Raw genomic sequence first — 16,007 nt, forward strand, 5'->3', positions numbered from 1 at the left:
CACAGAGGGCGCGGAGATCACAGAGAAGAGAAAATGGCTTTCTCTGCGCTCTCCGCGTCCTCTGCGGCTGACGATCACTCGTATTCGATGGTCGCCGGAGGCTTGGAGGTGATGTCGTAGACCACGCGGTTGATGCCCTTCACTTCGCGGACGATGCGCTGGGCAATGCGATCCAGCAGTTCGTGGGGCAGGCGCGCCCAGTCGGCGGTCATGAAGTCCTCGCTGGTCACGGCACGGAGGGCGCACATCCACTCGAAGGTGCGCTCGTCGCCCATGATGCCCACGGTCTGTACCGGCAGCAGCACCGCGAAGGCCTGGCTGGTCTTGCGGTACCAGCCGCTCTCCTTCAGTTCCTGCATGAAGATGGCGTCGGCGTTCTGGAGGATGGTCGCCCGCTCGCGGGTGATGGCGCCCGGGAGGCGCACGGCCAGGCCCGGCCCCGGGAAGGGATGCCGCTGGTTCATTTCTTCCGGCAGGCCCAGCGCCAGGCCCGTGGCCCGCACCTCGTCCTTGAACAGCTCGCGCAGGGGCTCCACCAGCTTCAGCTTCATGCGCTCCGGCAGGCCGCCCACATTGTGGTGGGACTTCACCAGGATGGCCCCGCCGATGCCGCTGGATTCGATGACATCCGGGTAGGTGGTTCCCTGACCCAGGAAGTCGGCCTTCACCTTGCCGGCCTCGCGCTCGAAGACTTCGATGAACTTCCCGCCGATGATCTTCCGCTTCTGCTCGGGGTCGGTCACGCCCGCCAGGGCGCCCAGGAACTCCTCGGAGGCATCGACCCAGATCACATTCAGCTCGAAGGGCGCGAAGTAGGCCTGCACCTGCTTCATCTCATCCTTGCGCATGAGGCCGTGGTCCACGAACACGCAGGTCAGCTGCTTCCCGATGGCCTTGTGCAGCAGCAGGGCCGCCACGCTGGAATCCACGCCGCCGCTGAGGCCGAGCACCACCGTGCCCTGCCCCACCTGCTCGCGGATGGCCTTCACCTTCTCCTCGATGAAGTTGCCGGCATTCCAGTCCAGGCTCATGCCGCAGTGCCGGAGGAAGTTCAGCAGCAGGGGCGTGCCCTGGGTGCTGTGGGTGACCTCCGGGTGGAACTGGAGGCAGTAGATCCCGCGCTTCGGATCTTCCATGGCCGCCACGGGCACGCTGGGCGTCTTCGCCGTGACCGTGAAGCCGGCCGGAGCCGCTTCCACATGGTCGCCGTGGCTCATCCACACCTGCTGGGCGTGGGGCAGGCCTTCGAAGAGCATGGAGTGCTCGGGCATGGCCTGGATCTCGGCCTTGCCGTACTCGCGGCTGGCGGACCGGTGCAGCTGGCCGCCCAGGTTGCGGGCCAGGAGCTGCTGGCCGTAGCAGATGCCGAGGATGGGCACGCCCAGCTCGAGGATGGCCGGGTCCAGGTCCGGCGCGCCGGGCTCCAGCACCGAATTCGGTCCGCCCGACAGGATCACGCCCTTGAGGTCCGCCCCGGCGATCTCAGCGGCCGTGGCGCCGCTGCCGTAAACCAGACCGAAGGCCCCCAGCTCCCGCAGCCGCCGGGTGATGAGCCTCGTGTACTGGCTGCCGTAGTCGATGATCGCAATGCGTTCGTGGTGCATGGAGGCCTCTTGAAAGCGTTTTAACCGCAGAGAGCGCGGAGAAAAGAATGAAAACCTCTGTGGTCCCTGCGGCCTCTGTGGTCCCTGCGGCCTCTGTGGTTGAACCGTCCTATTGCCAAAGGCTGAAGTCCGCCACGCGCAGGAAGGCCTGGCGCAGGCGGTGGAGCAGGCTGAGGCGGGCGGCGCGGAGGCCCGGGTCCTCGCACTTCACCATGACGGCGTTGAAGAAGGCCTCCAGGGGCTGGGCAAGGTCGGCCAAGGCGGTCAGAAGACCCTTCTGGTCGGCGGTGCCCTCGAGTTTCGCCAGGTGCTCTGCCAGTTCCTTTTCTTCGACCTGCGTCAGCAGGCCGCCATCGAAGCGCTCAGCCGGCATTTCATCCTTCAGGATGTTCCCGATGCGCTTGGCGCTCTGGGCCAGTGACGCGAACCGCGGGTCCTCCGCGAAAGCCGACAGCGCCTCGCAGCGGGCCTTGAGGTCCACCAGGTCCTCCCAGCCCGCGGCCAGGGCCGAGCGCCGGACGGAACCCGCATAACCGGCCAGCTCCAGCTGGTAGGCCACGCGATCCTTGAAGAATGCCCGCAGGGCCTCGGCGGTTTCGGCCTCGGGCTTGGTGGCCCTGGTGCCCACGGCCCGGAGGGCGGCGGCGATGAGTTCGGCAGGCGGAAGCGCCCAGCCCTGTTCCCACAGGATCCGCACGATGCCCTGCCCCGCCCGGCGCAGGGCGAGGGGATCCTTTGAGCCGCTGGGAACCAAGCCCACGGCGAAGCAGCCGGCGACGGTGTCGAGCTTGTCGCAGAGCGACAGCAGGCAGCCCATGGGTGTGCCCGGAATGGCATCATCGGCACCCACCGGCCGATAGTGCTCCTTCACGGCCTTCCAGACCTCCTCGTGGGCGCCTTCATGCTTGAGGTATTCGCCGCCCATGACGCCCTGGAGCTCCGGGAACTCGCCGACCATGAGGGTGCGCAGGTCGCACTTGGCCATGCGCGCCGCTTCCAGGGCCCGGTCAATGTGGTCGTCGTCGTTCGAGAGGCGTGAAGCGAGGGTCTTCACCAGCGCCACCACACGCCCGGTCTTGTCGTGATAGCTCCCCAGCTCCCGCTGGAAAGTCAGCGCCTTGAGCTTTTCGAGCCGGGCCGAAAGCGCCAGCTTGCGGTCCTCCGCGAAGAAGAACCGCGCGTCGTAGAGCCGCGCCTTGAGCACCCACTCGTTGCCGGCCTTCACGAAGCCCGCGGGGTCATCCGTGCGGTTGGCGGCGGTGAGGAAGAAGGGCAGCAGGGCCCCATCCGGCCCCTCGATGCAGAAGCTCTTCTGATGCTCGCGGAGGCTGGTGACCAGCACCTCCTTGGGCAGTTCCAGGAAGGTCGCCGGGAATTCGCCGCGCACGATCTTGGGGAACTCCACGATCTCGGCCAAGGTGTCCAGCAGCTCGGCATCGGTCACCACACGGCCGCCCGCCTCGGCGGCCAGGGCTTCCAGCTGCGTGGCGATGCGGGCCCGGCGGGCGTCCACACTGACCACCACACCCGCGGCCTCCAGCGCCGCTTCGTAGGCTTCGGGCATGGCGATGGTCACGGGTCCGGGATGCTGGCGGTGGAAGAGGCGATGACCCCAGGTGGTGTTGGAGGCGGTGACGCCATCCACCGTGACGGGCACCACCTGATCGCCGAAGAGGCAGAGGATGTTGCGGATGGGCCGCACGAACTCGAACTCCGACTTGCCCCAGCGCATGGCCTTGGGAACATGGAGCCCGGCGATGAGCCCAGGCAGGGCCTCCATCAGCAGTTCGGCCGTGGGGCGCCCCTTCCGGGTGATCGTAACGACTGCGCAAGGTTCCTTCTTCCCCGCGGGCTGCTCGAAGCGCACGACGCCGAAATCCACACCCCATTTCTCTGCGAACTTCAGGCCCTGGATGGTGGGCTGACCGGCCTCATCCACGCACATCCGCTGGGGCGGGCCGACCTGGGAATCGGTCTGGTCGGGCTGGAAGGCGGGGAGGCCCTGGGCTCGCCACGCAAGCTTACGCGGCGAATAGAACGGATCGAGCGAGGCGAGTGACAGGCCCTGTCCATTCAGCCAAGCCTGGAAAGCCGAACCGAACTCCTCCGTCAGCGGCGCCAGGAACCGCGCCGGGATCTCCTCGCAGTGCAGCTCCAGCAGGAAGGTCTGGGTGGCGCTCACTTCGCACCCCCCTTCCCGGAGGCCACGGCATCCTTCTCTGGGCCCTCCGCGTTCTCTGCGGTTGGCGTTTTTGCATTTTCAAAGTCCAGGTACGCCCTGGCGCACCCGCAGGCCAGGTCGCGCACGCGCTTGATGATGCCGGGGCGCTCGGTGGTGCTCACGGCGCCGCGGGCGTCCAGCACATTGAAGGTGTGGCTCATCTTGAGGGCCTGTTCGTAGGCGCTGAGGAAGTGGCCGTGGTCCTTGAGCAGCCGCCAGCCCTCCTTCTCGAAGGCGTCGAAGAGGGTGCGGTGCAGGTCCAGGTCCGCGTGCTCGAAACTGTAGGCCGAGAGCTCGAATTCCTCGCGCTGGCGCATCTGGCCGTAAGTCACCGGGAACACGCCGTCGTCGGTCTTCACCTCACCGTGCACCAGGTCGAAGATGTTGTCGTAGCCACCCAGGAACATGCAGATGCGCTCGATGCCGTAGGTCAGTTCGGCGCTCACGGGGCGGCAGTCGAGGCCGCCCACCTGCTGGAAGTAGGTGAACTGGCTGATCTCCATGCCGTCCAGCACCACCTGCCAGCCCACGCCCCAGGCGCCCAGGGTCGGGGATTCCCAGTTGTCCTCCTCGAAACGCAGGTCGTGCTTCGACAGGTCGATGCCCAGGGCCTCGAGGCTTTCGATGTAGAGATCCTGCACCTTGGCGGGACTGGGCTTGAGGATCACCTGGAACTGCAGGTGCTTGTAGACGCGGAACGGGTTCTCGCCGTAGCGGCCGTCGGCCGGGCGCCGCGAAGGCTCCACATAGGCCACATTCCAGGGCTTGGCGCCCAGGGCGCCGAAGAAGGTGAGCGGGTTCATGGTGCCGGCGCCCTTTTCCAGATCGTAGGGCTGGCCGATGAGGCAGCCCCGGTCGGCCCAGAACCGCTGGAGGCGGAGGATCAGTTCCTGGATGTGCATGGGGGCTCGCCAAAACGAGCATTGTAGCGGGTTTTCACCACTTTGGTAAGCTCGGGGGATGCGCATCCGACCCGCCCTTCCCGCCGACGCCCGGGCCCTGGCGGTCCTCGGCGAGCGCCTGTGGCGCGAGACCTACGCCGGCCTCATTCCCGCGTCGAACCTGGAGCTGCACCTGGCTAAGACCTTCGGGCCGGACCGGCAGGCCGCCGAGCTGGCCGATCCCGCCTACCGGGCGCTGGTGATCGAGGAGGGGGACGCCCTTCTGGGCTATACCCTCCTCCGGGCCGGCGGGCCGACGGAGGAGAGAGCCTCTTTCCACTTCGTCAACCCGCTTGAGGTGGTGCGGTTCTATGTGGATGCCTCCCTGCATGGCCGCGGCGCAGCCCAGGCCCTGATGACCGCCGTGCTGAACCATGCGACTTCAGAGGGCCACGATGGCGTCTGGCTGCAGGTCTGGGAGCAGAATCCCCGCGCCATCCGCTTCTACGCCAAGGCCGGCTTCGCGGATGCCGGAGAGGCGACCTTCCGCGTGGGCGGGCAGGTGGATCGGGACCGGCTGCTGGTGCACGACTTGATGATCCGTCCACTGTGATGGCCGTCCGGCCGACACCTTGCTAGAATCCCGGTTTCCCGGGGATCCGCATGACCCGAAAAATCGCACTCCTGGCCATCGGCGGCAACGCGCTTCTCAAGGAGAAGGAGCGCGGGCTGCAGGAGGAGCAGCTGGAGAACGCCCGGGAGACGGCGGAGATGCTGGCGCGGGTCGTGGCCGAGGGCTACGCCCTCTGCGTGGTGCATGGCAACGGCCCCCAGGTGGGCAACCTGCTCATCCAGCAGGAGGCCGGTTCCGGGCAGATCCCCCCCTACAGCCTGGACATCTGCGGCGCCATGACCCAGGGGTCCATGGGCTACATGCTGGAGCGCATGCTCATCAACCGCCTGCGCTTCATGAAGCTCGACGCCCCGGTGACCTCCGTGCTCACCGAGGTGGTGGTCGACAAGGAGGACAAGGGCTTCCAGGACCCGACGAAGCCCGTGGGACCGTTCTATCCCGAATTCCGCGCCCTCGAGCTGATGCGGTCCAAGCGCTGGAAGATGAAGGAGGATTCGGGCCGCGGCTGGCGCAAGGTGGTGCCTTCGCCCAAGCCAATCGAGATCGTCCAGCTCGACGCCATCAAGACCCTGCTGCAGTCCGGGAGCTCCGTGATCGCCGGCGGCGGCGGCGGCATCCCCGTGATCCGCGATGCCAGCGGCCTGCTGGTGGGCGTGGAGGCCGTCATCGACAAGGACCGCCTCAGCGCCCTGCTGGCGGCCCAGCTCGGCGCCGACCTCTTCATCATCCTCACGGGCGTGGCCAAGGTGGCCCTGGACTTCGGCAAGCCCACCCAGCGGTGGATGGATCGCATCACCGCCAGCGAAGCCCGGAAGCATCTGGCCGAAGGCCAGTTCCCGCCGGGCAGCATGGGCCCCAAGATCGAAAGCGCCCTTTCCTACCTGGATGGTGGCGGCCACGAGGTGCTCATCACCACCGCCGAGGCCCTGGCCACCGAGGATCCGGCGACCGTGGGCACGCGGATCGTGCGGGACTGACCTTCTGGAGCCACTCATGTACGCCATGATCATCGTCCGCTACCGCCGCCCCCTGCCCGAGATCGAGGCCGTCACGGAAGCGCACCGCGCCTACCTCCGGACGCTGCAGGACCAGGGGATCCTGGTGGCTTCCGGCCCCCTGGATCCCCGGTTCGGCGGCATGTGGCTGGTGCGGGTCCAGGATGAGAACCCCCTTGCGGACCTGGACGCCCTCCGCGACGGTGATCCCTTCCACCAGCACGGACTGGCCAACTATGAGCTGCTCCCCTGGAAGGTGATGCAGGGCAAGGAAGGGTTCGACCGGATCTAGGCCTCCACTGGGCGGATGCCGAGGTCGGCGATCTTCTTCTGGATCTCCTTCATGCTGAAGGGCTTCCGCAAGCTGGCCACGCCGGGGTTCTCCTCCAGCAGCGGCGCGATCTCCTGATCGCTGTAGCCCGTGGCCATGAGCACCGGCAGGCCGGGCCGGAGATCCCGGATCCGGGGCAGGGTTTCCGGGCCGCTCAGGCCCGGCATGTTCATGTCGAGGATCACCAGGTCCACCGGGAGGCCGCCCTGCAGGAGCCGGAGCGCCTCCTGGCCCTCGGGCGCGGTGGTCACGGCATGGCCCAGCATCTCCAGCATGGGCGCCACCGATTCCCGGATCAGCTCGTCGTCGTCCACCAGCAGCACCTTCAGCGGGGCCTGCTCGGGCTTCGGCAGGTCCTTGGCGGCCGACGGGGGCGGAGCCGGCCGCTCCACCCGGTGGGCGGGGAAGCGGAGGGTGGCTTCGGTGCCCGCCCCCGGCTCGCTGGCCAGGTCCAGAGCGCCGTCATGGGCCTTCATGGTGCCGTAGACCATCGCCAGCCCCAGGCCAGTGCCCTTCCCTTGCGGCTTGGTAGTGAAGAAGGGCTCCATGGCCCGGGCCAGCACCTCCGGGCTCATGCCCTGGCCCGTGTCCTTCACGCGCAGCTCCAGGCCGCCATCGGCGGTCTCCCGCGTCGAGATGTGGAGGACGCCGCCGCCGGGCATGGCGTCCATGGCATTCACGCAGAGGTTCATGAGCGCATGACTCAGCGCCCCGTTATCGCCCCGCACCAGCCCGAGCCCATCCCGGAGGTCCATCCGGAGCTGGACGCGCTTGAGCATGGTGTAGCTCAGGAGGTGGCTCATCTCGGTGACCAGGGCATTGAGGTCGATGAGCTGCTCCTCCTGGAGGTCCTTGTGGGCGAAGTAGAGGAGGCTCTTGACCACGCCGCGCCCGCGGAGGCAGGCGCTCATGATCGTGTCGAGGTTCTTCGCCGAGGAGGAGAAGGGATCCGCCGCTTCCCGCAGCGTGGAGGCCAAGCCCAGGATGGCCCCCAGCACATTGTTCATGTCGTGGGCCACGCCGCCGGCCAGGCTCCCGAGGCTCTCGAGCTTCTGCGACTGATGGAGCTGGGCTTCCAGGGCGCGGCGCTCCTCCTCGTCGCGCTTCCGCTGGGTGATGTCTTCCTTGATGGCGATGTAGCTGGTGAGGATGCCCGCCTCGTCCCGGACCGGGGCGATGGTGGCCCGTTCGTAGTACGGCTCGCCCCCCTTCTTGAGGTTCTCGAACTCGCCCACCCACACCTCGCCGCGCGCCAGGGTCTCCCACATCTGCTGGTAGTGCTCGGGCGGCGTGACGAGGGATTTCAGGATGCGGGGATTCTGCCCGAGGGCCTCCGCGGCCGAGTAGCCGGTGATCGCCGTGAAGGCGGGATTGATGTACTCGATGGTCCCCTGGGGGTCGGTGATCACGATGGACAGCGGATTCTGCTCCACCGCCACGGAGATCTTGCGCAGCTTGGCTTCCGATTCGCGCCGCCGATCCTCGCCCGCCAGGTGATCCAGGGCGAAGGAGACATCGCCGGCCGCCTCCTCCAGGAGCGCCACTTCATGGGCGCCGAAGAAGTCCTTCTCCGAGGAATAGACCATCAGCGCCGCACAGACCTCCCCCCCCAGCCGGATGGGGAAGGCCGCCGAGGCCGCGTAGCCGCACCGGACGGCCGCCGCATGCCAGGGGGCCGAGGTAGAGGTGCCCAGGAAGTCGTTCACGACGCAGGGGCGCCCTTCGCGGATGGCCGTGCCGGTGGCCCCGCGGCCCAGGGGCGTGTCGTCGCTGCGGATCTGCAGGCCGTCGAGGTAGCCGTGGGCGTCTCCGTACTGGTTGAGCACCCGCACCTCGTGGGTCGAGGGGTCGTCCCAGCCGATCCAGGCCATGCTGAACTGCCCGAACGCCACCATCACTTCGCAGATCTTGGCGAGCAGCGTCTCGCGGGTGGGGGACCAGACAATCGCCTGGTTCACCTGGCTCAGGGCGGCGTAGAGCTGGGTCAGCCGCTCCAGCTGGCGGGCCTGGGCCCGGGCTTCGGTGATGTCCTGGATGACGCCCCGCAGGGCCACCGGCTGCCCCGCCTCGTTCCAGAGGAGCTCCCCCGCCCCGTGAACCCAGCGCGGCTCACCGTCCGAGATGCGGACGATGGGGTAGTCGAGATCGAAGGGCGCATGCCGTTCGATGATCCCGGCCACATAGGCGTGCATCTGCTCCTGGAAGGCGGGAGCCACGATGCGCGTCCAGCCCGTGAGGTCCCGCGGATAGCTGGCGTCGATGCCGAAGATCCGATCGAGGTGGGGGCTGCTCTTCCAGTGATCCGTCTGGATGTCCCAGGTGTAGGTTCCGACGCCCCCGGCCTCCTGCGCTTCCCGCAGGAACCGCTCGCTCTCCAGGAGGGCGGCCTCCGCCTCGCGGCGGCGCGCCTCGCCCGCCAGGTGATCCATGGCGAAGGAGATGTCCATCGCCGCTTCCACCAGCAGCGCCTCCTCCTGAGGACCGAAGAAATCCTTCTCCCGGGCGTAGACGGCCAGGGCGCCCACCACCTCCCCATCCTGCCGGATGGGGAAGGCAGCCACAGCGGCGAACCCCGATTCGGTCGCGGCCTCGCGCCAGGGTTCAGTCCCGGGCGCGCCCAGAAAGTCGTTCAGGACGCAGGGGCGGGCTTCCCGGATCGCCGTCCCCACCGGGCCTCCGGCCAGGACCGAGTCCCCGCTCTCCACACGGATGCGGCCCAGATAGCCCTTCGCATCGCCGGACTGCGCGGCGACCGTCACGCCGTGGGTGACGGATTCATTCCAGCCGATCCAGGCCATGCTGAATTGGCCGAATTCGATGAGCACTTCGCATATCTTGTCGAGCAGGGCCGCCTTGGTGGGCGACCAGACGATGGCCTGATTGACCTGACTCAGTGCGGCGTAGAGGCGGGTCATCCGCTGGAGCTCGCGCTCCCGGGCGACGCGCTCCGTGATGTCGCGCAGGAAGCTGATCACGCCGGGGGCGCCATCGAAGGGGACCGCCCGGGCGCTCACCTCCACCGGGAAGGTCGAGCCGTCCCGACGGCAGTGGACGGTTTCGAACCGGATGGATCCGTGGGTCTGCAGCCGTTCCAGCTGGCCGGCCGTCTCAGATCGCGATGTCACCGGCCGGAGATCTGAGACCTTCATCGTCCTCAGTTCGGCGACCGGACGGCCGTAGCTCTCGGCGGCCTGGAGGTTCGCCTCGAGAATGCGGCCCTCGCCATCCAGCAGCAGGATGATGTCGTTGGCTTCCTGCATGAGCCACTCGAACCGCTGGGAGAGCGCGAGCTGTGCGTGGATCATGTCCGCATCGTGGTGCCTCACCATCAGGCCCAGGGTCGCGGCGGCCAGGGCCAGCAGCCCGATCAGCGCGGCTCCGGTGATCCACACGCGCTGCCGCAGCGGGCCGTAGACCTCAGCCTCGTCCACCTTGGCCACCATGTGCCAGGCCGTTCCCGGAATCCTGTGCAGGGCCGCGAGGACCGGCACGCCCCGGTAGTCGCGGCCGGCCACCACCCCCTCCTCGCCCAAGGCAGCCCGGACCGCGGGCATGTCGGGCGCCGTCGCCAGGGGCAGCCGCAGGGTCATGGGAGCGTACCCCCCGTGCCGGAGTTCGTTCAGGAACAGGACCTCCTCCCCTTCTCTCCGGACCAGAAGCGTCTCCGCGCTGGCGCTGGGCGTGGGCCAGGACTGCACCAGCGGATACAGGAACTGCTTCGGGTCTAGCAGGAGGAGGAGGACGCCCTCGGGCTTCGCGCCGGGCCGGACTCCGATGGGGACCCACAGGCTCAGGTGGAGATCCGGATGATCGGCATCCCGATGCAGATCCGTCACCGTGATCCCGGGCACCCGCAGCACGGCCTCCAGCTCCGCCGCATCCAGGGCGTCCAGGCTGGAGGAGGGGTCCTCCGGCACCGAGATCTTGATCCGGCCCTGGCCGTCCGCCAGGATCAGGCGCTGGTAGGTGTTCCGCTGCAGCCCCTCCATCCAGGCCCGGATGTCGCGCTCGGAGGCCTGGGGAGAACCCGCCAGGAACCGCCGCAGCTGACCCTGGACGAGGGGACCCTCGAACAGCTGCTCGGCATCGAGGCGGCGCTCCCCGGACCAGGCTTCGATCTGACGGACCTTGAGTTCCGCGATGGCCGCCAGCTCCCCGAGCACCCGCGCCCGGGTCGTCTTGAGCTGGCCGCGCAGGTAGAACGAACCGGCCGTGAGGATCAGCACGCCCAGCAGCAGGAAGAGCACCAGGGGTCCCATCAGGTACCACCGGTCCACGGGGCCACGCCCCTTCTTCGGCATGAGGCCGAAAGCCGCCAGGGGCCAGACATCGCCCCCGGCCGTCAGCGTCAGGGCCGTGCCGAGGCCCACGGCGCAAAGCGCCGACGGCAGGGACATCGGAATGGTGCCGGTCCCGTACAGCACCGGCGCCCCCGCCACATAGCTGACCAGGACCACCGTGCCCATCATGACGGGGATCAGGGCCAGGACGGCGGCACCCTGCCGGTGGCGCCACGCAGGGTCGGGAAACGGCCACCGGAACAAGGCCGACAGGGCAGCGCAGAGGGTTGCCAGGGCGGTCAGGAGCGAAGTGCGCTGAACCTGCGGTTGCCCCAGGAACAGCCAGTTCTCCAAGAGCGAGGGGCGGTTCAGGAGGTGGCCGATCACCACCCCCAGGCTCAGGAGGGCCACGCCCAGCGCCACGCCGATCGAGAGGCGCCGAAGGCTCCGGGCGCGGCTCCAGCCCTCGGTGGTGAAGACGGCCAGGCTCAGCAGGACCACCAGTCCCATGCCCAACGGCGACATGGGCACCTGACCCGATCCCAGGGCCGCAAGCCACGGCCGCCCCAGCAGGGTGCCCAGCGCCGCCAGAAACGCCACGCCCCCCGCCGCGGCCGATAGGAGCAGCGTCAGCCTCCGGACAGCTTTTTGAAGGAACCTCTCCTGAGGCATGGGGGACTCACCAAATCCAAAACAAGGGGCTGTCGCATCGGCAGCGGAAGCGCCAGACGGGGAGGTCCTGGTGTTCCGCGGTACATCCCTGATTTGACCGTGTCTTTCCGGCGGCATCGATCGGGTTGCCGGGGACTGTGATAAAGATCACTCGAAGATCAGCAATTGTTATCCGTCAAGCAGTGATGCCGATGAAAGAAGTTCATCCATCACTCCGGATCCTCTGTGGACAGCCGAGGATGTCATGAAAAAGTAAGCATAAACATTATGCCTGGTCGATTTTGCCTCGATCTTTTTACCAATTAATGCACTCGGCTATCGCCCTTTTCCCTACCGCACCACTCGGAGGAATCACCGTGCTCACCAACCTGAAGATCGGAACTCGCCTGAGCGTTGGCTTCGGAATTGTCCTGGCGCTCCTTCTGCTCATCGCAGGCGTCGGATTGAACCGGATGAGCCACATCGCGGACGACACCAACGAGATCGTCACTCGCTACAACAAGCAGGTGGCCTGGGCCAATGGCATGTCCGATCAGCTCTTCACGATCAGCCGCATCACCCGGACGATCCTCCTCATGGACAACATCCCGGACCGAAAAGCAGCCGTCGAGCGGATCGGCAAGGCCCGCGACATTTTTAACGATCTCTCCAAGAAGCTCGAAGACTCCCTCGTCAGCCAGGAAGCGAAAGCGAATTTCGAGAACCTGCAGGTGCAACTTCAGAAAGTAAGAACGGCCAACAACCATGTCATAGAGGCCAGTCTCGCGGGCCGAGACAAAGAAGCCACCCGGCTGATGTTCGATGAGGCCCGCCCGGCGGATCAGTCCCTGCAGGATGCGGTTCTCAAGACTGTCAAATTTTTCGATGGTGCCGTCATCTCACGCCACGAGCAGGCCAAGGACAGCTACAAACAGGCCATGATCATCGTAGTCACCTGCTCGGTGTTGGCCTTGATCGCCGGCTCCTTGATGTCCTTCTTCATCACCCGCAGCATCACCCATCCGCTGCGGGAAGTGGGCGCGGTCATGGAGACCGTGGCCCAGGGTGACCTGACCCAGCGGCTTGAGCTCCACTCGAAGGACGAACTGGGCGAGCTGGGACGCATCATCAACAACACCAATGAGGGATTGCGGGAGATGGTGCTGCAGATCCAGGAGAGCGCGCTGGCCATCTCCACGGCTTCGGGTGAGATCTCCATGGGCAACACGGACCTGAGCCGCCGCACCGAGGAACAGGCCGCCAGCCTCGAAGAGACCGCCAGCAGCATGGAGCAGATCACCAGCAATGTGAACCAGACCGCCGACAACGCGCGGTCCGCCAACCAGGAATCCGGCAAGGCCCGCCAGGTGGCCCAGGACGGCGGCACCGCCGTCGGCCAGGTCATCGAGGCCATGGAGGCCATCAACCAGAGCTCCGCGAAGATCAACGAGATCATCGGCGTGGTGGACGAGATCGCCTTCCAGACCAACCTGCTGGCGCTCAACGCCGCGGTGGAGGCCGCCCGGGCCGGCGAGCAGGGCCGAGGCTTCGCGGTGGTGGCGGCGGAAGTCCGCAACCTCGCCAAGCGCAGCGCCGACGCCGCCAAGGAGATCAAGGTCCTCATCCGCGAAAGCGTCGCCAAGTCCCAGGACGGCACCAAGGTCGCCGCCCACGCCGGAGACACCATCCAGGAGGTGGTGGCCAATGTGCAGCGCGTGACCTCGCTCGTGGGCGAGATCGCCGGCGCCACCCAGGAGCAGAGCACGGGCCTGAACGAGATCAACAAGGCCGTGGTCCAGATGGACGAAGTCACGCAGCAGAACGCCGCCCTGGTGGAGGAATCCGCGGCCGCCGCCGAGTCCCTGGATGCCCAGGCCCACGCCCTGACGGAGATCGTGGCCCGGTTCAAGACCGGCGTGGAAGTCCGCCGCACGGAGGCCGCCCGCGTCCGCCCCAATGGCGCCCCGCACCCCCAGGCGCTCCGCCCGGCCGCCAAGCCCACCCGTGCCGCCGTGAAGCGCGGGAGCGCCCGCCCCGAACTCGCCGCCGCCAAACAGCCCGTGCCCACGCCCCGGAGCGATGACGACGGGCAGTGGGAAGCCTTTTGAGGAGCCCCGCCATGGCCGCCGCTGACAGCAGTTTCCAGGCGCTCCAGCAGGTGCTCTGTTTCGCCCTCGCCGGCGAGGCCTACGCCCTGCCCATCCTGAAGGTCCGGGAAATCCAGGCCCAGGCCACCATCACCCGGATCCCCAAGGCGCCGTCGTACATGCCCGGCGTGATCAACCTGCGGGGAGCCATCGTGCCGATCCTCGAGCTGCGGCAGCGGTTCGCCCTGGGAGAGGCGCCCGAGGACACCCGCCCCGTCATCATCATCGTCGAGGTCCAGGGCCGCACCCTGGGCATCCGCGTGGACTCCGTCTCCGATGTGCTCGACCTCGACGCCTCGGCCATCCGGCCGGCACCCGAGCTCGGCACCCAGACCGCGCTGGGCCGCGAGTTCATCGCCGGCCTGGCCTCCCTGCCCGGCGCCACAGGCTCGGATTCCATGCTGATCCTCCTCGACCTGGACCGCCTGCTCTCGGACGGCGAACTGCTCGCCCTCGAAGCGGCCACGGCCTGATCGCCATGACCCGGAAGCCTTCGCCGCCCGGTCCGCCGACGCCCCAGATCGCCCTGGCCCTCCAGGGCGATCTGGACATTTTCGCCATCCACTCGCAGTGGGAGCAGATCGCGGCGCAGGCGGCCGCCAGCGGGCTGCCGGCGGTCCTGGACCTCTCGGGTGTCGGGGACCTGGATCTGTCGGGCCTGCAGCTGCTGGCCGCCCTGGATCGCGACCTGCGGGCCAAGGGCGGGCGCCTGGCGTTGACCGGCCTCAAAGATGAGTGGAAAGGCCGATTCAGTCACCTCGGCCTGGCCGACCTGCTCCTGGAAGTCCCCTCATGAAGAAGTGGTTCCTTCCTTCCGCGCCCGCAGCCGGGGCCACGACGATGGAGCTTCCGGCTCCGGCAGGCGTCCCGATGGGCGTCCCGGAAACAGTCCTTGGGCCGCTGCTGGGGCAGCTGGCGTCGCGGGAAGCCGCCATGCTCGAGGGTCAGGTGAATTTCCTGACGCCCGAACTCCACCAGGTGGACAGCCTGGTCCGGGAGGCGGCGGCCACCCTGGAGGCCGCGCTCAAGACCCTGGACCAGAGCGTCCAGCATCAGCATCGTCTGGCGGAGGATGTCCAGGTGGCCATGCGGATCACGCTGGGAGGAGGCCAGGCCACCGAGGGCCTGGATGCCGTGGGGGCCTCGATCATGGGGACCCTGGATGGGTTCGTGTCGAACATGCTCGAGATCTCCAAGTCCTCCATGCAGCTGGTGGGGGAGATCGAGGACATCCGAACCCGCTCCGACCGCATGGAAGGCATGCTGGGAGAACTGTCCGAGATCGCGGGCCGCACCCACCTGCTGTCCCTGAACGCCAGCATCGAGGCGGCCCACGCCCGCCAGTTCGGCGCGGGCTTCGCCGTGGTGGCCGGCGAGGTCTCCAAGCTGGCGGACCGGAGCACGGCCCTGAGCGCCACCATCCAGGACCAGATCAGCGGCACCCGCCAGGCCCTGGAGCGCACGGACGCCTATGTCCAGGCCATCGCCAGCAAGGACATGAATATGGCGATCCAGTCCAAGGGTGAATCCGAGGTGCTGGTGCATGCCCTCGAGGCCAGCAACGCCCGCGTGAAGGACCTGGTGACCCAGCTCGAGGCCAACGCCCTCACCATCGCCCAGCAGGTGGGCCATGTGGTGCGCAGCCTCCAGTTCGAGGATCTGGTCCACCAGACCCTCACGGCCTGCCTGCAGGAACTGGGCAACCTGATGGAACAGGCCCACGCCTGGCGGGTGGCCGAATCCAAGCTGGCGGCCGGGGAGGCTGCCACCGAGGTGCTCTCCGAGCTGCATGCCACCCTGGGCGAAGTCGAGGACGCCCGCGTTCAATTCAAGGCCGTGAAGCGGGGCGACCTGGCTGCGGGCGAAGTAGACCTGTTCTAGAAAAGGAACCGAGCCATGCCCGGATGCATTCTGACCGTCGATGACTCCAGCACCATGCGCCAGATGATCAGCTTCACCCTGAGGGGGGCCCAGTTCGAGGTCCTCGAGGCGGGGGACGGCGTGGAGGCCCTGGAAGTGGCCCAGGGGAAGAAGCTGTCCCTGGTCATCACCGATGTGAACATGCCGCGCATGGACGGCATCACGCTGGTGCAGCGGATGCGCGCCCTGCCGGAGTTCAGGTTCACGCCCATCCTGGTGCTCACCACCGAATCTGGCCCGGACATGAAGCAGAAGGGTAAAGAGGCGGGAGCCACGGGCTGGATCGTGAAGCCCTTCAGCCCCGAGAAACTCCTCGATGTCGTCAACAAGGTCATCTGAGGTC

Annotated in this window: 12 protein-coding genes; 8 read left to right on the forward strand and 4 right to left on the reverse strand. The window is 67.4% G+C overall.

The features are described 5' to 3' along the window. Positions 1-74: 74 nt before the first annotated feature. From guaA to QUD34_RS09940, 3 genes are all read right to left on the reverse strand, one after another. Entirely contained in the window at positions 75-1,604 is a 1,530-nt protein-coding gene (gene guaA, locus QUD34_RS09930; protein WP_286353542.1) for a glutamine-hydrolyzing GMP synthase, read from the reverse strand. Between the two features lie 109 nt (positions 1,605-1,713). Continuing rightward, a complete protein-coding gene (gene glyS / locus QUD34_RS09935; protein ID WP_286353543.1) occupies positions 1,714-3,786 on the reverse strand; it encodes a glycine--tRNA ligase subunit beta in 2,073 nt (690 codons plus the stop codon). Further along, positions 3,783-4,727: a glycine--tRNA ligase subunit alpha gene (locus QUD34_RS09940; protein WP_286353544.1), complete on the reverse strand. Its 945-nt coding sequence runs from the start codon at positions 4,725-4,727 to the stop codon at positions 3,783-3,785. Before QUD34_RS09940 ends, glyS begins: the two co-directional genes overlap by 4 nt. Before the next feature lie 58 nt (positions 4,728-4,785). Here QUD34_RS09940 and QUD34_RS09945 point away from each other — a divergent pair, with 58 nt between their 5' ends. Genes QUD34_RS09945 through QUD34_RS09955 form a run of 3 tightly spaced genes read left to right on the forward strand, consistent with a single transcriptional unit; the run spans position 4,786 to position 6,627 of the window. Then, on the forward strand, positions 4,786-5,319 hold the full coding sequence (locus tag QUD34_RS09945; RefSeq protein WP_286353545.1) for a GNAT family N-acetyltransferase: 534 nt from the start codon (positions 4,786-4,788) through the stop codon (positions 5,317-5,319). Positions 5,320-5,369: 50 nt separating this feature from the next. After that, on the forward strand, positions 5,370-6,317 hold the full coding sequence (locus QUD34_RS09950; protein WP_286353546.1) for a carbamate kinase: 948 nt from the start codon (positions 5,370-5,372) through the stop codon (positions 6,315-6,317). Positions 6,318-6,333: 16 nt separating this feature from the next. Continuing rightward, on the forward strand, positions 6,334-6,627 hold the full coding sequence (locus QUD34_RS09955; protein WP_286353547.1) for a YciI family protein: 294 nt from the start codon (positions 6,334-6,336) through the stop codon (positions 6,625-6,627). Here QUD34_RS09955 and QUD34_RS09960 read toward each other — a convergent pair. After that, positions 6,624-11,546: a PAS domain S-box protein gene (locus QUD34_RS09960; protein ID WP_286353548.1), complete on the reverse strand. Its 4,923-nt coding sequence runs from the start codon at positions 11,544-11,546 to the stop codon at positions 6,624-6,626. The two genes, QUD34_RS09955 and QUD34_RS09960, sit on opposite strands and share 4 nt — an antisense overlap. A gap of 377 nt (positions 11,547-11,923) precedes the next feature. On the opposite strand from QUD34_RS09960, the gene QUD34_RS09965 reads away from it, so the two are divergent. The 5 genes from QUD34_RS09965 to QUD34_RS09985 are packed head-to-tail and all read left to right on the forward strand — an operon-like array spanning position 11,924 to position 16,003. Next, on the forward strand, positions 11,924-13,705 hold the full coding sequence (locus tag QUD34_RS09965; RefSeq protein ID WP_286353549.1) for a methyl-accepting chemotaxis protein: 1,782 nt from the start codon (positions 11,924-11,926) through the stop codon (positions 13,703-13,705). Positions 13,706-13,716: 11 nt separating this feature from the next. Beyond that, positions 13,717-14,217 (forward strand): chemotaxis protein CheW, encoded by a 501-nt coding sequence (locus QUD34_RS09970; protein WP_286353550.1) that lies wholly within the window; start codon positions 13,717-13,719, stop codon positions 14,215-14,217. A gap of 5 nt (positions 14,218-14,222) precedes the next feature. Then, positions 14,223-14,540, forward strand: coding sequence for an STAS domain-containing protein (locus tag QUD34_RS09975; protein WP_286353551.1), 318 nt, complete (start codon positions 14,223-14,225; stop codon positions 14,538-14,540). Next, the gene (locus tag QUD34_RS09980) at positions 14,537-15,625 is read left to right on the forward strand and encodes a methyl-accepting chemotaxis protein (protein ID WP_286353552.1); all 1,089 of its coding nucleotides are present in this window, start codon (positions 14,537-14,539) and stop codon (positions 15,623-15,625) included. The genes QUD34_RS09975 and QUD34_RS09980 overlap by 4 nt, the downstream gene beginning before the upstream one ends. A 15-nt stretch (positions 15,626-15,640) precedes the next feature. Further along, a complete protein-coding gene (locus QUD34_RS09985; RefSeq protein WP_286353553.1) occupies positions 15,641-16,003 on the forward strand; it encodes a response regulator in 363 nt (120 codons plus the stop codon). The last annotated feature ends 4 nt before the right edge of the window (positions 16,004-16,007 follow it).

It is taken from the genome of Geothrix oryzae (genome assembly GCF_030295385.1).
GTDB classification, from domain to species: Bacteria; Acidobacteriota; Holophagae; order Holophagales; family Holophagaceae; genus Geothrix; species Geothrix oryzae.